This window comes from Mesorhizobium neociceri, from assembly GCF_013520985.1.
Classification (GTDB): domain Bacteria; phylum Pseudomonadota; class Alphaproteobacteria; order Rhizobiales; family Rhizobiaceae; genus Mesorhizobium; species Mesorhizobium neociceri.
Window position 1 is genome coordinate 11,804 of record NZ_JACDTY010000012.1, and the last position, 20,879, is coordinate 32,682.

At 62.5% G+C, this 20,879-nt stretch carries 18 protein-coding genes; 4 read left to right on the forward strand and 14 right to left on the reverse strand.

Annotated elements, in window-relative coordinates; genetic code table 11:
• Positions 1-10 precede the first annotated feature (10 nt).
• The 7 genes from groEL to H0241_RS22355 form a co-directional block, all read right to left on the reverse strand.
• Positions 11-1,642, reverse strand: coding sequence for a molecular chaperone GroEL (gene groEL, locus H0241_RS22325; protein WP_181060010.1), 1,632 nt, complete (start codon positions 1,640-1,642; stop codon positions 11-13).
• A 77-nt stretch (positions 1,643-1,719) separates the two neighbouring features.
• Positions 1,720-2,517, reverse strand: a complete 798-nt coding sequence (locus H0241_RS22330; protein WP_181060011.1) for an iron-sulfur cluster assembly protein — start codon at positions 2,515-2,517, stop codon at positions 1,720-1,722.
• 5 nt (positions 2,518-2,522) lie between these two features.
• Entirely contained in the window at positions 2,523-3,545 is a 1,023-nt protein-coding gene (locus H0241_RS22335; protein ID WP_181060012.1) for an amidohydrolase family protein, read from the reverse strand.
• Positions 3,546-3,616: 71 nt separating this feature from the next.
• A complete protein-coding gene (locus H0241_RS22340; protein WP_096455128.1) occupies positions 3,617-3,988 on the reverse strand; it encodes an MmoB/DmpM family protein in 372 nt (123 codons plus the stop codon).
• Between the two features lie 17 nt (positions 3,989-4,005).
• Entirely contained in the window at positions 4,006-5,064 is a 1,059-nt protein-coding gene (locus H0241_RS22345) for an aromatic/alkene monooxygenase hydroxylase subunit beta (protein ID WP_181060013.1), read from the reverse strand.
• Between the two features lie 48 nt (positions 5,065-5,112).
• On the reverse strand, positions 5,113-6,174 hold the full coding sequence (locus H0241_RS22350; protein ID WP_181060014.1) for an NADH:ubiquinone reductase (Na(+)-transporting) subunit F: 1,062 nt from the start codon (positions 6,172-6,174) through the stop codon (positions 5,113-5,115).
• 56 nt (positions 6,175-6,230) lie between these two features.
• Positions 6,231-7,904: an aromatic/alkene/methane monooxygenase hydroxylase/oxygenase subunit alpha gene (locus tag H0241_RS22355; RefSeq protein ID WP_210285037.1), complete on the reverse strand. Its 1,674-nt coding sequence runs from the start codon at positions 7,902-7,904 to the stop codon at positions 6,231-6,233.
• Between the two features lie 555 nt (positions 7,905-8,459).
• On the opposite strand from H0241_RS22355, the gene H0241_RS22360 reads away from it, so the two are divergent.
• From H0241_RS22360 to H0241_RS22375, 4 genes are read left to right on the forward strand one after another with little or no spacing between them, the layout of a single operon-like run.
• Positions 8,460-8,933 (forward strand): hypothetical protein, encoded by a 474-nt coding sequence (locus H0241_RS22360; RefSeq protein WP_181060016.1) that lies wholly within the window; start codon positions 8,460-8,462, stop codon positions 8,931-8,933.
• A complete protein-coding gene (locus H0241_RS22365; protein ID WP_181060017.1) occupies positions 8,930-9,253 on the forward strand; it encodes a hypothetical protein in 324 nt (107 codons plus the stop codon). Before H0241_RS22360 ends, H0241_RS22365 begins: the two co-directional genes overlap by 4 nt.
• Positions 9,254-9,266: 13 nt before the next feature.
• Complete coding sequence (locus tag H0241_RS22370) at positions 9,267-10,394, forward strand: WD40 repeat domain-containing protein (RefSeq protein WP_181060018.1); 1,128 nt, start codon at positions 9,267-9,269, stop codon at positions 10,392-10,394.
• Between the two features lie 32 nt (positions 10,395-10,426).
• Complete coding sequence (locus H0241_RS22375) at positions 10,427-10,600, forward strand: hypothetical protein (protein WP_167434275.1); 174 nt, start codon at positions 10,427-10,429, stop codon at positions 10,598-10,600.
• A gap of 36 nt (positions 10,601-10,636) precedes the next feature.
• Here the strand turns inward: H0241_RS22375 and H0241_RS22380 are convergent, their stop codons facing one another.
• From H0241_RS22380 to H0241_RS22410, 7 genes are all read right to left on the reverse strand, one after another.
• Positions 10,637-13,330: a nitrate reductase gene (locus H0241_RS22380; protein ID WP_181060019.1), complete on the reverse strand. Its 2,694-nt coding sequence runs from the start codon at positions 13,328-13,330 to the stop codon at positions 10,637-10,639.
• Positions 13,331-13,333: 3 nt separating this feature from the next.
• The gene (nirD, locus tag H0241_RS22385) at positions 13,334-13,663 is read right to left on the reverse strand and encodes a nitrite reductase small subunit NirD (protein WP_181060020.1); all 330 of its coding nucleotides are present in this window, start codon (positions 13,661-13,663) and stop codon (positions 13,334-13,336) included.
• A gap of 5 nt (positions 13,664-13,668) precedes the next feature.
• Complete coding sequence (gene nirB / locus H0241_RS22390) at positions 13,669-16,119, reverse strand: nitrite reductase large subunit NirB (RefSeq protein ID WP_181060021.1); 2,451 nt, start codon at positions 16,117-16,119, stop codon at positions 13,669-13,671.
• 4 nt (positions 16,120-16,123) lie between these two features.
• Positions 16,124-16,921, reverse strand: a complete 798-nt coding sequence (locus tag H0241_RS22395) for an ABC transporter ATP-binding protein (protein WP_181060022.1) — start codon at positions 16,919-16,921, stop codon at positions 16,124-16,126.
• 10 nt (positions 16,922-16,931) lie between these two features.
• Positions 16,932-17,828 (reverse strand): nitrate ABC transporter permease, encoded by an 897-nt coding sequence (ntrB, locus tag H0241_RS22400; protein WP_181060023.1) that lies wholly within the window; start codon positions 17,826-17,828, stop codon positions 16,932-16,934.
• Between the two features lie 138 nt (positions 17,829-17,966).
• Positions 17,967-19,295, reverse strand: a complete 1,329-nt coding sequence (locus H0241_RS22405; RefSeq protein WP_181060024.1) for a CmpA/NrtA family ABC transporter substrate-binding protein — start codon at positions 19,293-19,295, stop codon at positions 17,967-17,969.
• A 343-nt stretch (positions 19,296-19,638) separates the two neighbouring features.
• Positions 19,639-20,877, reverse strand: a complete 1,239-nt coding sequence (locus H0241_RS22410) for a CmpA/NrtA family ABC transporter substrate-binding protein (RefSeq protein ID WP_181060145.1) — start codon at positions 20,875-20,877, stop codon at positions 19,639-19,641.
• Positions 20,878-20,879: the final 2 nt, after the last annotated feature.

The following is a 20,879-nucleotide window of genomic DNA, read 5'->3' on the forward strand; positions in this document are numbered from 1 at the left end:
CTGGATTGCTTCAGGCGCGGCCGAGCTTTTCGGAACCGCCACCACGCGCCGGCCCGGCCGTCGGATCCTCATCCTCGGCAAGGTCGCCAATCAGCGTTTCGGTGGTCAGGATCAGCGTCGCCACCGAAGCGGCGTTGGCGAGCGCGGTGTAGGTGACGCGGACGGGATCGATGATCCCAGCCTCGAACATGTTCTGGTACGCGCCGGTCGACGCGTTGTAGCCGTAGCCGCCGTTGATGCGGGTGACCTCGGTCACCACCGCTTCGGGATCGGCGCCGGCATTGGCGGCGATGCGCCACAGCGGCCGCGACAGAACCGAGCGCACCAGGCGCACACCTTCGGCGACATCGCCGTCGACGCCGGCCGCCACCTTGTCGAGCAGCGGCGCGATCTGGGCCAGCGCCGAACCACCGCCGGCGACGACACCCTCCTCGGATGCGGCACGCACCGCATTCAGGGAATCCTCGATCAGCTGGATGGTCCGCTTCTGCTCGACAGGCGTGACACCGCCGGCATAGAGGATCGCGGTGCCGCCGGAGAGCTTGGCCAGGCGTTCGCGCAGCTTGTCCTGATCAATGTTCGGCTGCGAGGCTTCGTACTGCCGCTGCACCTGGGCGCGGCGCGAGGCGATTGCGGCATGGTCGCCGCCACCGCGAATGATCGACGTGTAAGACGAGCTGGTCTTCACCCGGTCGGCGGTCCCGAGATCATCGGCGGTGATATCCTCGAGCCGACCGCCAAGATCGCGGGCAATCACCTTGCCGCCGGTGATGATGGCGAGATCTTCCATCATCGCCTTGCGCCAATGGCCATATTCCGGCGGATGGACAACGAGGTATCGTCCCGGTCCCTGCTTGCCGAGCAACCTCACCACCACTTCCGGCGACATCTCCTCGGACACGATCAGCAGCGGCCGGCCATCCTCGTCGGCGATGCGGCGAACCGCATCGAGCTGCCCGGGCTCCTTGATCTTGAGATCGGTCATCAGGATGTAGGGCCGTTCGAGCACAGCCTCCATCTTCTCCTGGTCGGTCACCATGTGATGCGAGAGATAGCCGCGTTCGAACGACATGCCTTCGACGACATCGAGCGTGGTCTCGGTGGTGACGCTGAAATCCGTGGTGATCACGCCCTCGATCCCAACGCGTTGATGGGCCTCAGCCACGAGGGCGCCAAGTGTGGTGTTGGTCGCCGCGATGTTGGCGACCGACGCCAGGATGCCGTTGCCCTTTGCCGGTTTGGCCGATGCCTTGAGCGCGGCCACCACCGCCGCCACGGCAAGGTCGATGCCCTTGCACAGATCAACGGATTTCACCCCGCGCTCATTCGCCTCGACACCACCCTGGATGAGCGCATTGGCGAGCACGATGGCCGTCGTGGTGCCGTCACCGGCCACCTCGTTGGTCTGCATCGACACTTCGCGGACGACCTGCGCACCCATGTTTTCGAAACGGTCGTGCAGCTCGATCTCGGAAGCGATGCTGACACCGTCGCGGGTCACCATCGGCGTGCCGATCGGCCGATCGATCATGGCGTTCATGCCTTTGGGGCCGAGCGTCGGCTCGACGGCGGCGGCGAGCCGGAAAACGCCGCGGGCGAGAGCACGACGGGCCTGCGAATTGTGAAGCATTATCTTGGGCATGATTCCTCCTTCCGCCTTACGGGCGGGTTGTTGGTTGGGGGCCTCGTGCGAGGGAGGCCGTTGCTGTCAGCTCTGCTTCAGGCGGTCGGCGCGGTTCGTGCCGGCACGCGATCCAGAATGAAATCGACCAGCGTCGGCTCGCCGTCGACCACATCCAGTTCCTTGTATCTCGTCTGCTTGAGCCCACGGCACAGTGCGCCGTTGAACTCCATGTTGATGCGCACACCGCGCAGTTCGGCGAGATGGGCGCTGAGCGCGCCGTGCGGGATGTGCTGCCCGTCCCAGGTCACGAACACAGGATCATCGGCCCGGCGGTCCGGAAAACGCTCGAGCAGAGCCGCCCGGTATCGCGGCTTCTGCTTGGCCGCCTCGCCCGGCTCGAACCGCGCGACGTCATAGGCCGGCAAATCCATGCCGAGGATTTCGCGATCGGTCAGGCCATGCGCCTTGAGGCCGCGCAGAACCGCTTCCTGGCGCCGCTTGAATGCCTTCATTGCGAAGGTTTCACGCAAGGCACCGAGATCCTGATCCTCGGCAAGCACGGCGAAGATGTCGCCGAAGGTCTTGCCCTCCGCCATGCCGCGATTGACCTCCTCCGCGAACATGTGGTCGTGCAGTTTGACGCGATAGGCCGGCGCCCAGGAGAGCTGGTCGAGCGCCTTGCGGACGCCGTCCAGCATCAGGAACGCGAAGTTGGGCGAGCACCAGTAGGTCGGCAGGCGGAAATCTATCTCCACGCTGCCATCGACCGTCACATCAGCCCGCTCGACGAAGCCCATCTCGGTGATGGGTTCGTCGAGTTCCGGGTCGTTGACCTCACCAAGGCGCTGCCAGAGTTCCTTCTGGCAGTCGCCGGAAACGCTGGCGGTTGCCATGGCTCCTACTCCGCCGCGATGCTGAAGGGCGAACTGGCGAGCGCCTTCTTCTTGGCTTCGACGTCGATATTGTAGAGACGCGCGGCATTGAGGCCGAGGATCTTCTCCTTGATCTCGTCGGTAAGCTGCACGCCGCGTTCGGCGGCGATATCCTGCGGGATCTGGTAGGCCCAGAATTTCTCGACCAGCCAGCGCGGCGTCCAGATCGCGTAGTCGGAGCCGAACAGGATCTTCTCCGGCCCGAGCCAGAACAAAAGTTCCGCGATGACCTCACCGAAATAGCGCGGGCGGGCGTGGATGAAGGGCAGCGCCACCGCCAGGCCGCCATAGACATTGGTTTCCTGCGTCGCGATCCAGCAGAAATCGTCGAGACGCGGCAGGCCGCAATGCTCGACAATCCAATTGAGGTTTTGAAAATCCGTCGCGGCGTGGTCGACGTCATGAACGTCGAAGGCATCCTTACTAAGCGGAATGATCGTCGGCCCCTTGTGGACGTGGATGTTCCTGATGCCGAGCTTGTCGCAGAGTTCAAAGCATTTGTAGGCATCGGGATCGGTGAGCTTCCAGCCCTTGGAGGCGCCGTTCCACTCGGCCGTGTACATCTTCACGCCCTTGACGTTGTAGGTCTCCTTGAGGAAGTGGATGTATTCCAGCGCCTTCTCGCCGTCGCGCGGGTCGAAGGCGCCGTTGACGATGAAACGCTCGGGATAGCGCTTGGCGACCTCGGCGTTGCGCTCGATCGTATTGAAGCCGTTCTTGTAGAAATCCCTGAGGTAGGTCGACTGGACGATTGCCACATCGTCAGGCCCGTCGATGAACAGGTCGCGATAGAGATCGTCGGCGCTGTATTTCTCGAACTTGCTCTTTTCCCACAGCTGTTCCTTCGGGCTCAAGCCCGTGTGATAGGCATAGAAGCATTCGATGAACTGCTTGCCGTGGATGTTCTTCTGGTTTTCCGGGCTGCCGTCCCAGAAATGGGTGTGGCCGTCGACCACGAAAATGTCCTTGCCTTCCGGTGTTCTGTACATGGTTGCCTCCGCAGCAATCGCATTGATCGGTTCGGCGCGCCGCACCTGCGGCGCGCCAGTTTCCTTGACGGTTATTCGATGTATTCGAACATCTCGTCCATGTTGCCGAACAGGATCACGGTGTTGTCGTCGACGCGGACCATGCGGCCGTAATGGGTGGAGGTGTTGACCTCGAAGGTCTCGGCCGAAATCTCGCGGCCGAGATATTCGCCGATCGCGTCCATCTTGAAGATCAGCTTGCCGTCGCCGTCGATGCGGATCAGCGCCGGCTGGTAGGTGATGGTGACACCGGGCTTCTGGCCCATGAATTCGGCAATGGCGCGAGCTTCGACCGAGTCGTTCATGGTGACGCCGCACTGATGCGAGATCGTCTGCTCGAAGGTGATGTCCTTCATCGCCTTGAAGATGTTGGAATGCGTTGCGTCGCGTGCTGCTAATGACATGACGATTTCTCCCTGTTTCAGCGCTTGAGGCCGAGTTCGCCGAGGATCTGGCCAATCCGCTCCTCGGATTTGGCGCGGACGTCAGTGAATGCGACCGGCTTGGAATGCGGCATCGACCAGATCGGCTGCAGGCCGATGGCTGCCTTGTCGGCGAGCGCGCCGTGTTTCTTGACCCAGCCCTGGAAGAGCTTCCTGTTCGCCGCGCCGTGCTTCTCGTCATTGGCGAGCATGTGGATGAGGTCGATCGTGTTGGCGAGGTTGCGCTCGTAGTCGGCCTCGGCGGCCGAGATCACCGCCGGCGTGATGAAGTCATGGTTGGCGGCGGCGATCTGCATCAGGAAGCCTGAGCGGAACACCTCGCCGACCAGCGGCTCGAAGACAATGTTGATGGCAAAATACTGCTCGAGATAGTCGGTCGCGCCCATGATGGTTTCGACCGCTTCGCGCGTGCCTTGCCAGTTCTTGTCGTCGAGCCAGGCCCTCTTGCCGAGCTCGTCGTCCCAGCCGGGCAGATCCATGCCTATCTCGGCAAGGTAGAGCGTGATATCCTGGGCAAGCCTGAGTTTGTAGGAAGAGTTGGTCAGCGTCGCGTTGTTGATCATCTGGGTGTAGCCGTAACGCTGCGCCTGCATCAGCGAAGTGCCGAGGCCGAATTCGGCATGCTTCCAGGCGCCGAGCTGGGTTTGCAGGATCTTGACCCAGGCTTTGTCGAAGGTCTTCGGCGCGCCCGACTTGCGGGCATTGTTGATGACGCTCTGCACCATCGTCTCGATCTTCGACTGGCGCTGGTAGTGCGTGCGCTCCCATTCCTGGTCGGGGGCGCGGAAGGCATGCCAGTTGGAACTCTGGGCGGCAGTGTTCTGCTTGACATAGGCGCCCTTGCCGTCGGCGAAGGAGATGATCCAGTTCTGGATCAAATAGCGTTCCGGATCGGGCTGCACGTCGACCGTCATGTCCTCATAGTGGGTTGCACGCTGGCCTTTCGGCTCGAAATACCGGTATTTCCGGCTGTCGGAGTCGGCGAAGATCGCAGCACCGGCGGCTCCGGATCCGACTGAACTCGAGGTTGCAGGCATAGTCTCTCTCCCTTGTTGCAGTTGTGGTTGGCTTGCGCGTTGCCGCCCTCAAAGGGCCGGCGTCGCACCCGCCGATGTGGTGAACTTGTCGAAGAATATCCGCTCCGTTTCGAAGCCGTTCATGAACAGCACCGGCTGCAGCGCATCGATCATCGGCGGTGGGCCACAGGCATGGACATCGCCCTGCCCGTCGACCGCGAGTTGCTTGAGCATGGCGTCGACGCTCTGGTGAACGAAGCCGCGTTCGCCTTGCCATTCGGCGTCGTCATTGGCGTGCGACAGCACGGGAATGAAGGTGACGTCGGAATGATTGCCGACCAGCTCGGCGATCCTGTCGAGGTAGAACAGGTCGTTGCGGGTGCGGGCGCCGTAGAAGAAATACACCGGACGCTTCTCACCGCTCTTCAGATGGTCGTTGAGGATCGACCAGATCGGCGACATGCCCGATCCGGCGCCGACCAGGATCAGGGGTCCTTGCCGTTCGTCGCGGCGGAAACAGGTTCCGTAGGGTCCGACGACGGTGACTTCGGCTCCGGCCCTGATGCCTCCGGAATCGAGTTCACCTGAGAACTTTCCTTCAGGGTATTTTTTGATGATGAAGGAGAGTTTTTGGGTTTGGTCCGGCGTATTTGCCATGGAGAACGAGCGCGTAATCGTCTCCCCTTTTTGCGTGGTAACCGTGATGTCGACATATTGCCCCGCCCAGAACTTCATTGGGGAGCCGAGTTCGATCTCGATGCCGCGAATGTCGTGGGTCAGCTGCTCGATGCGAGCAATCCGGCCCTTGTACGTTTTCACGGCGATCGCTTTCGCCAAAATCTCCTCGTCGTAGTTGAGAAGCTCGACTTCCAGGTCGGAGTAGGCGATGCAACGGCACAACAGGACGTGGCCGCTTTCCTTCTCCATGTCGTTCAGTGCGAAGGTCGAGTATTTCAGCATGTCGACTTCGCCTTCGAGCAACACGCTTTTGCAGGCCGAGCATTGCCCCTCCTTGCAACCGTGCGGCAGGGCGATGCCCTGGCGAAATGCGGCGTTGAGCACCGTTTCGCCGTTCTCGACCTCGAATTCGACGCCGACCGGACTGAGCCTGACCGTGTGGGTTTCCGACATACGGACCTCCAGTGAAAGGAAGGGGCGGGACGAACCCGCCCCCCTTTTTTTCCTGATCAGTTGCAGGGATTGATGGTGAAGCCGGCCCGGTACTCCGCCAGGTGCTTCTCGCGGTCCGCGGGCGACATGCCACGCAGCGCATTGAGCGGCGATCCGAGCGTGTTGCCGCGCACATCGTCGAGCGTCCACATCTCCTTGTCGTCGAAGCGTAGATGTGGCTGCGGAACCAGTGTCTTGCCGTCGGAGCGGACGAAGTTCAGGTCCTTGATGGCATCGGCCAGATCCCAGCCGTCATAGAGCGTCTCCCACTCGCGCTTGCCGCTGAAGCGGCCCATGGCGGGCGTCGGACGGCCCTCATACTCGTCGTTGAAGGCGACCATCGTGGTCCAGCGGTCGAGTTCGTGGGCGAAGGTGTAGAGTTCGCCGTTGATCTCGCCGACCACCATGTCCTCGCGGATCAGGCAGGGAACGAGGCACGACCAGCAGCGGTGCGGGTAGACGTAGCCGACGTCGCTGTTGAACAGCAGCACCTTCTCGCCCTTGTGGCTGAGCTTGGCGTACCATTTCCAGAACTCGCCGAACTCGGCGTACCAGCCTGGATACTTATGCTCGAACCACTCGAAGTCCTTGTCGGTCTGGGCTTCGATGCGCCAGAAATTGACCGGCCAGCCGACCGCGAAGAACTGCCCGACCTTGTGGACGTAATTCTTCTTGGTGATGCGCTCCCAGGCTGCCTGGACATCGTCGTGATGGACCTTGATGCCATATTTCTCGAGCGGCAGCATGTAAGTGCGGTAGTAGTCCTCATAGATCCAGCGGTGCCACATTTCCGCGTAGGACTCCTTGTTCTTGTCGCGGTTGGTGGTGCCGTATTCGATGAAGGTGCCGATGGCCGCATCGACGATGGCGTGGTTCTGCCAGAAGGCGTAGCGCAGGTCGCGCTCGAGCAGCAGATGGTTCTCCGGCTCCTTGAGCGCCGCCATCAGCAGCGAGTGGCCGTTGCCGATATGCCGGCTCTCGTCGGATTGCACCGACAGGAAGACGGTCGGCAGCGCATAGTCGCCGTTGCGGGCGGCCTCCGAAGGCATGGCGACGAACAGTGTGTTGGTGAAGGCGGTCTCGGCGACCACGGTCAGGTACATGCAGGCGGCGGTCATCGTATCGCCGGTGATGAAACCTTCCGCGAACTGCCGACCGATGGTGGTGGCGTAGCATTTTCCGAAGGCTTCCTCGGTGATGTCGAAGCCGGCCGGATCGATATAGTTCTCCATGTACCACTTCTTCAGATTCATCTGGATCGTCGAGTGACGGAACTCGTCGATCATCTGCATGGTGAAGCCGGTCCGGAGTTCTTCGCCGGGTGCAATGCGGGCGACCATCGCCATCGAGCGGGCGGCGGAGATTTCCGGGAACGGAATGATGGCCAGGAAGAGCTTCATCCACTCGACCCAACGCGGCTCGACGTTGCGGAACATGTCACCGCGCAATGCCGCATCGAGTGCGCCGTAGACACGGTTGTCCTTCTCTTCCTGCATCGGGAAATAGGACCGCAGCACCTGCTTCATCGGGTCGCGCGGCGTCTTGTTGATCTTGTAGTCGGTCGGGAATGTCATCGCTTCCTGCACGTAGGAAGGATTCCAGCCGAGATCGGCGATCTTCTTGGTTGCCTCGCCCACGGAAATTCCGCGTTGCGAGGTAATCTTATTGAGCGTCAGAGACGTCATGGTCATAAGCCTCCACCAGGTTTGAGCCGCAGGTCCCTTGACCCCGGCATGAAGCGGCAAAGCACCGCCAGTGAGAATGCGATCGGCATGACAGAGCGTTGCGCGTCGAGGCGCGACCCGAGGTCCGGCCGTTCAAGTGGATCGGGGCAAAGGTTTCGAGGCGTCTGGCAGGGATCCGCGACGCCTACCGCATGTGCGATGGGCGTATCGAAGCGGTTCTGCTTCCTCCGTTCCTTCGTTCTTTTGGCACCGCGACAAGCGCGATGGGCTTCTTATGAAAATGAACAAAGCAAGCGTCGTGCCAGTTTTAAAATAGCGCTCATGACCGGCATTCAAAACAAGACCGCCGCCCTTTCGGCAGGCGATCCTACGTCCAACTGTAACGTTCTTTTACAATTGTAACTTACGCCTGTAATATTTATCATATATTCGCATCTGCAATATATCTAGTTAGCAATCGCAGCAAAATGTCAAAAACCATATTATCTGTTTAACTCTTTGTCTTTCTCTACTATTTGAAGGCGACGGCCCTTGGGGTCAGCCTGGCACTGGAGAAAAACAATGCCGAACGACAAGGACGCAAGCGAGCCGACCGGACCAATGTCCAGCCATGCCGATGGCGTCACCGGCGATCTTGTCAAGCTGATGCCCCGCGATCTGGTCTTCGTCATGCGCTTCATGGGCGAGAGCCAGCACCGCCTGCAGAGCCATTTCCAGGATTTCATCCGGGCCGAGCTTGCCGCCGGCGGCGTCACCACGGAGACGCATCCTATGATCCATCTGTTCATCGAAAGCCACGCGATCCTGTTGCGCGACTTCGTGTTTTCGGGCGTTTCACTGACGCGTCAGTTCCGTGTCGACGAGATCGAGCGGCTGACCGGCGACACGACATCGATGATCCGTGTCGACATCTGGGACCAGCTCAAGAGCCACATCGAAACAGCCGAAAAACAGTTCCAGTCGCAGGCCGGCGCATTGCCCAAACTGCTGTCCGCTTTTGAAAAACCGCCCGGGCCTTTGGGAAGCGAAAAATGACCGAAGGATCCGAAACGGCCAGGCGCGACGCGCTGCTCGCTCGCCGGCTCCATCTCGTCGCCAGCGTCTCGGCGCTTACCGCGGAAGCACTGCGGCTCAACCAGAAACGCGCCGGTATCGAAATGGACGTGCTGCGCCTGGAGCTGGAAATCGGCAGGAGCGGCGCCAATGCGCAACTGGTGCGGGACTTGCATGAGGCTGAGCAGAGCATGACGGCAATCGTGCAGGCATGCGCGGCTTGTGAGGATCGCATCATAGCTGTCGAAGCCGACATCGAGGAGCTTGATCGCCGGCTTGTCGCAACAGCGAACAAGAACTGACGGGAGAGGCAGCATGAACCAGCAGACGATGCAGAACCTGACCTTGTTCGACCTCCTGGCCCGCAGCTGGCAACGACCGTCGGCGATCGCCGATCTGCGCTTCAGCACCGACGGTACGGCTGTCGCCTTCACCTCGGTGGATGGAACCGTCGCCATAGCCACGATCGCGGATCACGAGCCGCCGGAATCGCGGCTCAGGGTGAGCCATGATCTCGGGCAGACGACAATCCGCCCCAGGGAGAAGCCACCAGTGCCGCTGATCGCCACAGCGGCATTCGGAGATGGGGATGTTCCGATCGCCGCCCACACACATTCCGGCTTTCTGGTCGGCGCGGCCAGCGGCGACGTGCAGCATCTGACCGCTGGCGGTGAAATCGAGGCCTCCCTGGTCAAGATCGATGGACCGATCGTAGCCATCGACCACAGCACAAGGACGGACACGACAGCCGTCAGCAATGGGAATGATGTCTTTCTCTCGCGTGGCCAAGGCGATGCCGTGCAACTGGGACGCGGTGTGGCATTGTCAACAGATGCACTCGCCTTCTCGCCAGGCGGGCGGCGCCTCGCCTGCGGCGTTGGTGAAAGGCTGTCGATCTGGGCGGTCGAAGGCGAAGCTGCCTTGATACGCGATATCTCCCTCCCAGCACGCCCGGTATCGATCCGCTGGAGCAGCGATGGCACATGGTTGGCCTGCGGGCTCGAAACAGGAGGGTTTGCGCTGGTCAGCCTGGCCGATGGCCGAACGGACGTCGTCGCGGGATTTCCATCACCGGTTCGGACAATGTGCTGGAGCCAACCCGCGAATGCGCTGTTTGCCTCGGGCGCCTTCCGGATCGCCGGCTGGTCGATGACGGCGCCGCCGGTTGGCGGCGAAACCTCCGGCGCGCTGGAGACAGGCCGCGCCGGGCTGGTTCTTGTCGAGGCGGTGGCGGCACACCCGGAAAAGAAGCTGATTGCGGCGGGTTATGCCAACGGCCGCATCATAGTCGCCCAGATCGGCGCGCGGGACGAGCTCCTCGTCAGGCCGCTGGGCAGCGCGGTCACCGCGCTTGCCTGGTCCGGCGACGGACGACACCTGGCGGTGGGCACCGTCGACGGCATCGCGGCGATCGTCACCTTCCCCGCGCAGATGTTCAAATAGCGGACGCTGTCCGCACGATACAGGAGGATGAAATGCAGACCGAACTCACCGCCGAGGACAAGAGCAAGGACGAATTTTTCGAACGGCTGGCCGAGCTTTCGGAAGAAATGGTGGCCAAGCATGGCAAGGATTTCAGTATGGGCGCGCTGGTACTTGCCGCTCGCTGGATCGCTGAAAATCGCGTTGGCAAGCTGAAGACCAACTAGATCGACGAGACGGTCCGTTCCTCGGGCGACCTGCAGCTATTCTGCAGCCTGAACCCGATTGACCTGGATGATAGCCCTGATCTCAGCCCGGCAGGAACCGCAATTGGTGCCCGCTTTCAGGGCGCCGCCGATGGCATCTATGGTCGTGCAGCCGGCCGCCGCGGCCGTCGCGATCTGGTTGGCCCCGATGCCGTAACAGGTGCAGACGATCGCGCCGGCATCTGGCCGTTCGGCTCCAGCGCGGCCGGCGACGATGCGGAATCGTTCGCGCTGGCCATGGTGGTTCTCCTCAAGCTGTTCCGCCGCCCATCCGCGCGACACGGCGACCGGGCCGGGCGCGACGAACAGCGCTCCCGATAAGCGATCAGCGTCGAAGGCAGCGATGCGATGCTGGCCGGCGTCGCGATCGTGGTAGGCAAGAATATCGGCCCCGGGTGGCGTGCCGAACAACGAACCGGCGAATGCGGCCCAGTCGATGTCGTCATCGGCAAAGGCCAGCTCTACCCGCCAACCGCTCCGGCATTTGGCCACGGCCCAGTAGCTTGCGGCAATCGCCACTGGCAGTTGTTGCATTACCGCGAAACCGAACGCCTTTGCGGAGAATTTCTCGATGCGGGCGGCCACATGTTTCAGCGCCGGCTGGCCAGAAATCGTGTCGGTCAGCGGGGCGGTCAGCACATCAAGCCGGCCTCTTGCAGCGAACTGATCGGTCCAGTGCATCGGCGCAAACAGGCTGCCCTGGCGCTGGCGTGCTGTCACCAGCGCGCGCACCAGCACATCGCCGCGCGGGCTGGAAATGCGCACGATGTCGGCGTCGCTGATGCCATGATGCCCGGCATCCGCCGGGTGGATTTCGACGAAAGGCTCGGCGATGTGCTGGGACAGCCGCGGGCTTTTGCCTGTGCGCGTCATGGTGTGCCAATGGTCACGGACGCGGCCGGTGTTGAGGATCAGCGGATAGTCCGGGCTGGTGCGTGTCTCGACGGTTGGGCGGATAGCGATGAAGCGCGCCTTGCGGTCGGGTGTGTAGAAATTACCGTCGGCGAAGAAGCGGATGCTGGAAGGGTTACATCCAGCCAGAGTGTCACTTTCTTGTCGACTCGGCGCCGGCCACTGGAACGGGGCCAATTCTCTATACCCCGCCGCATCGATCCCGGCATAAGCTCCTATATCGAAATCGCGCGCGCCATCATTCTCGAAACCCGATAGCTCGGCATGTTCTGCGAAGATTTCCGCCAGCGACGAATAAGAAAACGCTTCGCCAAAACCCATCCGTTTGCCGACCTCGGCGACAATCCACCAGTCGGGTCGCGCGTCTCCGGGCAGGTTCAGGAACGCTCGCTGGCGCGAGATGCGGCGCTCGGAATTGGTGACGGTGCCGTCCTTTTCGCCCCAGGCGGCGGCGGGCAGCCGGACATGGGCGTGGCGGACCGTGTCCGTGTTTGTCAGCACGTCCGAGACCACGACGAAGGGGCAGGCCTTGATCGCCGCTTCCACAGCATCGGCGTCTGGCATCGAATCGACCGGGTTGGTGGCCATGATCCACAGCGCCTTGATGCGTCCGTCAGCGAGCGCCTGGAACATCTCGACCGCCTTCAAGCCGGGCTTTTGCGCGACGGCCGGCGCATTCCAGAAACGCTGGACGCGGTCACGGTGCTCAGGGTTTTCGATCTCCATATGGGCGGCCAGCATATTGGCCATGCCACCGACCTCGCGACCGCCCATGGCGTTTGGCTGGCCGGTCACCGAAAACGGCCCTGCCCCAGGCTTGCCGATGCGGCCGGTCGCGAGATGGCAGTTGATGATGGCGTTGACCTTGTCGGTGCCTTGCGACGACTGGTTGACGCCCTGGCTGTAGACCGTCACCGTCTTCGCAGTGGCCGCGAACAGGCTGTAGAAGCGGGTGAGCTCATCCTCGCTGAGGCCAGTGGCGGCGGCAACTCCGGCAAGGTCGAGCTTCGAAGCGGCAAAAAGGGCCTGGCCGAAACCGGCAGTGTGCGCAGAGATGTAGCCGCAGTCTAGCGCGTTGTGTTGGCCGAGATAGGCGAGCAGCCCGGTGAACAAGGCGACGTCGCCATCCGGTGCGATCGCCAGATGCAGGTCGGCGATGTCAGCGGTCATGGTACGGCGCGGGTCGATGAGCACGATCTTCATGCCGGGCCGCTTTTCCCGCGCTGCGGCGATTCGCTGGTAGAGCACGGGATGGCACCAGGCGAGGTTGGAGCCGACGAGCACGATCAGGTCGGCGAGCTCGAAATCCTCGTAGGTTCCCGGTACGGTGTCGGAGCCGAAGGCGCGGCGGTGGCCGGCCACCGATGAGGCCATACACAGCCGCGAATTGGTGTCGATGTTGGCCGAGCCGATAAAGCCCTTCATCAGCTTGTTGGCGACATAGTAGTCTTCGGTCAGCAACTGGCCGGAGACATAGAAGGCGACGGAGTCCGGACCGTGCTCGGCGATGGTTTGCGAGAAGGTCGAAGCGACGAGATCGAGCGCCTCGTTCCAGCCGGCGCGGCGACCGCTGATCTCCGGATGGAGCAGCCGGCCGTCGAGGTCGATGGTTTCGGCCAGGGCCGAGCCCTTGGAGCAGAGCCGGCCGAAATTCGCCGGGTGGTCAGGATCGCCGCGGACCGACACTTGCCCGTCCGCGGCGACCTTCGCCAGCACGCCGCAACCCACCCCGCAATAGGGGCAGGTGGTCCTCACCTCGCGCGCTGCGTCGATCTCCATGATTCAGGCCGCGCGGCTGGCCAGCGCTTCCAGCGCAATGAACAGCTGCTCGCCCTCAATCCGCACAGGAATGGTGCGCACCGCACCCTCATCAGCGCCGAGCGCCTTGCCTGTCTCCAGCGAGATCACCCAATTGTGCAAGGGACAGGTCACCGCCGTTCCGTGGACGATGCCCTGGCTGAGCGGCCCGCCCTTGTGCGGGCAATGGTCGTCGATGGCATAGACCTGATCGTCCTGAGTGCGGAACACGGCAACCTTGCCTTCCGGCGTGGCGACGCAGCGCGCGCCGCGGCGCGGAATATCCGAGATGGAGCCGATCGATATCCAGTTCATCTCCATCACTCCGCCGCCTGCGCAAACCCGACCGAAGCCATCGGCCTGAACTCGTGCTTGTCCTTGCCGGACACGCGTTCCGACCATGGGTCGACCTGGGCGAATTTCTGGGAAAAAACGAAGCGCTCGTAATAGGCTTGGCGCTTCTCGGCATCGTCCATGATCTGGCGCTTGATCTCGGGGATGCCGATGCGCTTGGCCCATTTGTAGATGCGCTCGAGATAGCGGCCCTGCTCGCGGTACATCTGCGTCAGTGCCACGATATGCTCCAGCGCCTCGTCCTCGGTCTTGACCATGCCGAGTACTTCGGTACCCTTGATGTCGAGCCCGGCGGCGCCGGCGAAGTGGATCTCGTAGCCACTATCGACGCAGATGACGCCGACATCCTTGCAGGTCGCCTCGGCGCAATTCCTAGGGCAGCCCGACACCGCCATCTTGACCTTGGCCGGGGTCCACGAGCCCCACATGAATTTCTCGATACGGATGCCCAAGCCAGTCGAATCCTGCGTGCCGAAACGGCACCAGTCCGAACCGACGCAAGTCTTCACCGTGCGCAGGCCCTTGGCGTAGGCATGACCGGAGACGAAGCCGGCCTGGCCGAGATCGGCCCACACCGCCGGCAGGTCTTCCTTGCGGATGCCCAGCATGTCGATGCGCTGTCCGCCGGTGACCTTGACCATCGGTACTTCGAACTTGTCGACGACGTCGGCGATGGCGCGCAGTTCCGCGGCGTTGGTGACGCCACCCCACATGCGCGGCACCACCGAATAGGTGCCGTCCTTCTGGATGTTGGCGTGGACGCGCTCGTTGATGAAGCGTGACTGGTAGTCGTCGGCATAGTCATCCGGCCAGTCACAGACGAGGTAGTAGTTGAGCGCCGGCCGGCATTTGGCGCAGCCGCAGGAGGTCGTCCATTCCAGCTCCTGCATGACGGCCGGAATGGTCTTCAGGCTCTTGGCGATGATCAGCCGGCGCACCTCGTCATGGCCAAGCGTGGTGCAGCCGCACATCGGCTGTACGGCGGCCGGATTGTATTTGTCGCCGATGGTCAGCACCATCAGCTTCTCGACCAGCCCGGTGCAGGAACCACAGGAGGCGGACGCCTTGGTGTGAGCGCGCACATCGTCGAGTGAGGCCAGTCCCTTGGCCGTGATCGCACCTGTGATCTTGCCCTTGCAGACGCCGTTGCAGCCGCAGATTTCCGCATCATCCGGCAAGGCTGCAACGGCCGCCATAGGGTCCAGCGGGGCACCCCCCTGGTAGGACTGGCCGAAGATAAGCGTGTCGCGCATTTCGGATATGTCGGTCTGCTTTTTCTTGAGGTCGTTGAACCAGGCCCCATCCGCTGTCTCGCCGTAGAGCACGGTGCCGATGATGCGGTCGTCCTTGAGCACAAGCCGCTTGTAGACGCCGGCGGCGGCGTCGCGCAGCACGATCTCCTGACGATCCTCGCCCTCGGCGAAGTCGCCGAGCGAGAACAAATCGATGCCGGTGACCTTGAGCTTGGTCGGCGTGTCCATATGGACGAACGCCGCCGCCTCGTTTCCGGCCAGTTGGCTCGCGGCAACGCGCGCCATCTCGTAGAGCGGCGCGACCAGGCCATAGACCTGTCCGTTGACCTCGGCGCATTCGCCGAGGGCGTAAATATCGGGATCGTTGCTGCGCATGCCGGCGTCAACCACGATGCCACGATTGACCGCGATGCCTGCCTCCTTCGCCAATGCCGAATTCGGCCTGATGCCCACCGCCATGACCACCAGCGTAGCCGGGATGACGGTGCCGTCGGCGAGCTCTACCTGCCCGACCTTGCCGTTGCCGGTGATCGCCTTTGTGTTGGCCTTGGTGATGACCTTGATGCCGCGCTGTTCCACCGCGCGCTGCAGGAGATAGCCGGCGGCCGGATCGAGCTGACGCTCCATCAATGTCGGCATGACATGCAGCACCGTGACGTCCATGCCTTGCGCATTCAGCCCGGCCGCTGCCTCCAGCCCGAGCAGGCCGCCGCCGATGACCACGGCCTTGGCCCGCGACTGGGCGGCAAGCATCATCGCCTGCACATCGTCGAGATCGCGATAGGTGAGCACGCCCGGCAGGTCATGGCCAGGCACCGGAATGATGAACGGCACCGAGCCGGTGGCGATGACAAGCTTGTCGTAAGGCTCGATGACGCCGTGATCGGACGTAACGGTCTTGGCCGTCCGATCGATGGCAACGATCTTGTGACCCTTGTAGAGGGTGATGTTGTTGGCGATGTACCAGCCGTCGCCGTGGATGATGATTTCCTCATAGGCCTTTTCGCCGGACAGCACCGGCGACAGCATGATGCGGTCGTAGTTCACCCTAGGCTCGGCGTTGAAGATGGTGACCTGGTAGCGCCCGGGCGCCTGCTCGAAGAGGTGCTCCAGCATGCGCCCGGGGGCCATGCCGTTGCCGATGATGACGAGTTTTTCGCTCATGATGCTACTCCGCGGCTTCGACGAAGCGGTGGCGTTCGTAGAGGAACTTCAGCACCGCCTCGCGGCAGCGCAGGAAGGTGCGGTCGGACGAGAGTTCGACGCGACGGCGTGGCCGCGCCAGCGGTACCGCAAGCACCTCGCCGATGGTCGCCGCCGGACCGTTGGTCATCATGACGATGCGGTCGGACAACAGCACCGCCTCGTCGACATCATGGGTGATCATGATCGTCGTCGAGCCAAGCCTGGAATGGATGTCCATCACCGCGTCCTGCAGATGGGCGCGGGTCAGCGCGTCGAGCGCGCCGAACGGTTCGTCGAGCAGCAGGATCTTCGGTTGCATGGCGAGCGCGCGGGCAATGCCGACGCGCTGCTTCATGCCGCCCGATATTTCGGCCGGCCGCTTGTCCCTGGCATGCGCCATCTGCACGAGGTCGAGATTGCGCATGATCCAGTCATGCCGTTCGGCTCTGCTCTTCGTACGGCCAAAGACTTTCGACACCGCCAGGCTGATGTTCTCGTAGACGGTCAGCCATGGCAGCAGCGAATGGTTCTGGAACACCACGGCGCGTTCGGGTCCAGGGCTGTCGACCTCCTTGTTTTCGAGCAGCACGGCACCGGCGGAGACCCTGGTCAGCCCGGCGATCAGGTTGAGCAAGGTCGACTTGCCGCAGCCGGAATGACCGATGATCGAGACGAATTCACCCTTGTCGATGGTCAGCCTGATGTCCTTCAGCACTTCGCTGACCTGACTGCCGCGGGTAAAGGATTTGTCGATATGGTCGAGTTTCAGATAGGCGGTCATCACCCTCTCCTCACTTTGCCGTTGTGCCGCGGGTGACGAAGGCGCCGACCGCCGCCACCAGGCGGTCGAGGCAGAAGCCGGTGACCCCGATATAGGCGAGCGCGACGATGATGTCGGGCAGCCGCGACGAGTTCCAGGCGTCCCAGATGAAGAAGCCGATGCCGACACCGCCGGTCAGCATTTCGGCAGCGACGATGGCGAGCCAGGACAGGCCGATGCCGATTCTGAGGCCGGTGAAAATGTAGGGCGCGGCGGCCGGCACCATGATCTTGACGAAGAATTCGAACTGGTTGAGCCGCAGGATGCGGGCGACGTTGCGATAATCCTGCGGGATGTTGCGCACACCGACGGCGGTGTTGATGATGATCGGCCAGATCGAAGTGATGAAGATAACGAACAGTGCTGATGGGCTGGAATCGCGGAAAGCCGCCAGCGACAGCGGCAGCCAGGCCAGCGGCGGCACGGTGCGCAGGATCTGGAACACCGGATCGAGGCCACGCATCGCCCAGATCGACTGTCCGACCAGCGCGCCGAGTGCAACACCGACGATCGCCGCCAGGCCAAAGCCGATGGCGACGCGCTGCAGCGAAATCAGCACCCGCCAGGCAAGGCCGATATCCTGCGGGCCATTGTTGAAGAACGGATGGGCGATCAGATCATAGGCCTCGTTCCAGACCTGGCTCGGCGGCGGCAGGCTGGCGGTCGGCGACGAGCAGGCGATCTGCCAGACGACCAGCATGAAGGCGATGACGATGACCGGCGGCACCAGGGCGGTGGCCAGACTGCCGGCGATCGCGATCGGGTCGAAGCGGCGCCGCGCCTTGGCGGTGAAAGCAATCACCGCGGCCGGCTTGGCGGGCGTTGGAAATGCCTTCACCTTGGTGTCCTCGATAGTCTGGATCGACATGTCTGGGGAAGCTCCTTGGGTATCTCTGGTGACAAGCGGCCGACGCCGCTTGCGTCGGAGTCGGAGTTGAGAGCGACAACGGCGCGAAGGCGCCGTTGTGCGGGCGACAAACGGCGTCTTGGCACCGTTTGCGCCGGCCTAGGCCGACGCCTTGATTTTCAGGCTGTCGAGATAGGCGGACGGATTGGCTGGATCGAAGACCTTGCCGTCGAAGAAGGTCTCGACGCCGCGCGACGACGATGCCGGGATATCGGTCGCTGCGACGCCGAGGTCCTTGGCGGCCTCGCGCCAAATGTCCTCGCGGTTGACCTGATCGACCAGCGCCTTGATGTCGGTGGTCGGCGCGAATTTTCCCCAACGGACGTTTTCAGCGAGGAACCAGCTGTCGTGGCTCTTGTAGGGATAGGAGACGCCACCCTTCCAGAATTTCATGTAGAGGTCGGTGCCGGAGGCGACGCGGCCGTTGCCGTAGTTGATGTCGCCCTTGAGGCGGCCGATGATGTCGGCGACAGGCACGTTCATCCATTGCCGCTTGCCGATGATGGCGGCCATCTCGTCCTTGTTCTCCATGGCTTCGCACCATTGCTGCGCTTCCATGACGGCCATCACGATCGCCTTGGTGGCGTTCGGGTATTTGTCGATGAATTCGGCGCGCAGGCCGAGCGCCTTTTCGGGATGGCCCTTCCACAGTTCGCCGGTGGTGGCGGCAGTGAAACCAACGCCCTGATGGACGAGCTGCTCGTTCCATGGCTCGCCGACACAGAAGACATCCATGTTGCCGACCTTCATGTTGGCCACCATCTGCGGCGGCGGCACGACGATGGTCGAGACGTCCTTGTCGGGATCGATGCCGCCGGCGGCGAGCCAGTAGCGTAACCACAAATCGTGGGTGCCGCCCGGAAAAGTCATGGCGGCCTTGATCTCCTTGCCGGCCGCTTTCTTGGCGGCGAAGGCGTCCTTCAGCTTGGAGGCATCGAGGCCGACACCGGTGCCGGCATATTCCTGCGCCACCGAAATGCCCTGGCAGTCGTAGTTCAACCGCGCCACGATCGCCATTGGCATCGGCTGGTTGTTTTGCGTCACCTTGCCGGAGTGCATCAGGTAAGGCAGCGGCGTCAGGATGTGGGCACCGTCAATGCCGTTGGCCGCGCCGCCGAGCATCAGATTGTCACGCGTCGCGCCCCAGGAAGCCTGCTTGAGCACCTCGACATCGGGCATGCCGTATTTGGCGAACAGCCCCTTCTCCTTGGCGATCATCAGCGGTGCGGCATCGGTCAGGGCGATGAAGCCGAGCTTGGCGCCGGTGACTTCCGGAGCGGCCGTGGCGGCATAGGCGCCCGAGGGGAAGAGCTTGCGAGCCGCTATGAACAGGCCTGCGGTCATGGCACTGCTGACAAGAAAATCGCGACGCGTCACATCCTTGAGCGATGTTCCCGTCCCGATCCATTTCCCTATCATTTCTTTCATCGTGATCTCCGGTTGAACGTGAGGGCGCCATCGATTGGCCCAAAACAAAAAAGCCGCCGTTCAGGTCTCGCGCGTCCGTACATCCGGGATCGCGTTTTGACCTGAGCGGCAGCTTTGCCTGTGGCGCCCGCCATTGGACGCCTGTTCCATGACCCGCGAAGGGCCTGATTATTTCAAAGCAGGAACCGTGCCAGTTTAGGGTAAAACGCAAAGAGTCAGTAGAATCAGCAATATGCGCCAATGGCCGACACGCCAGACAATATGGCGAGCAGGTCAAAGATTGTTCATTAGAGCAATCGCACGCACATTTTTTGTGCAATGCACAAGAATGGCGCGAAAATGATCAGGCTCGGATCAGGCCTGATTTCTGACTGGCGATATAGGCATCGATCTCATCGGGGTCGAAGATCTGGCCGTCGAAGAAGCCGTCCGGCCCGAGCACCAGGCCTGCCCCGGTCGCACCGACAGCTGTGGCGATCTTCAGCGCGCCCTCGACCTTCGCATTGGCACCGGGAAGTGCGACGCCAAGCGGCTTCAGCGCCGAGCGGTAGAGGTCGGGACGGTAGCAGTCGCGGGCAATAGCGAGGTTTTCCGGCGTGTGCGCCACATGCCCCCAGCGCACCATTTGCGTGTAGAACCATAGCGCGTGGCTCTTCCACGGAAAATTTGCCGCCTTGTCGAAGGGCAGGAAGAAGTCGTCGACATCCAGCTCGGCGCCGCCGCCCAATTGGAGATGGCCGGTCAGGATCGGCATCTGGACAGCGGGCGGCAGACCGAGGAAGCCAGCTTGAGCCATCACACCAGCCAATTCGGCGTGGTTTGCCGGATCCTGGCACCAGCGCGCCGAGTGATGCAGCGCGCGCAAGAGGGCCGCCAGCGCCTCGGGGGACTGCTCGGCCCAGGCTTTGCGTACACCGATCACCTTCTCCGGGCTATTGCGCCACAGCAGCGCCTTGACGGTGACGATATGGCCGGTGCCGGCAGCGACAGAGGCGCTGTTCCAGGGCTCGCCGACGCAGTAGCCGTCGATCCGCCCTGCGGCCAGCGCGTCGGCCATGAAGGGCGGCGGCACGATGACGATCTCGATCTCGCGCTCCGGATCGATGCCGCACCCGGCGAGCCAGTAGCGCAGTTCGTAGTTATGCCCCGAATGCGGGTGCACCACGGCAAAGCGCAGCGGATCGTGGCCAGCCCCAGCGCGCTCGCGAATGAACGCGCGAAGGGCGGTACCAGCGCGCGCCGGATCGAGATCAGGCGCTGCGCCATGCGCCACCATTCCGGCCCAGACCGCGTTGGAGATGGTGACGCAATTGCCGCCGAGCCCGAGCGAGAACGGCACGATGGTTTCCGAGGCGAGCGGCGTCAGCCCGAGATTGCAGGCGAGCGGCATCGGTCCCAGCATATGCGCGAGATGGAAGTGGCCGATGGCGATGCGGTCGCGGATGTTGGCCCAGGAGGTCTCGCGGTGCAGCGTGAGATCTATGCCTTCGCGTGTAGCGAAGCCAAGCTCGCCGGCCGCAACCAGCACGGCACTGTCGAACAGCGGCATAAAGCCGGCGGTGATCTGGTGCTCGGCGTCCATGC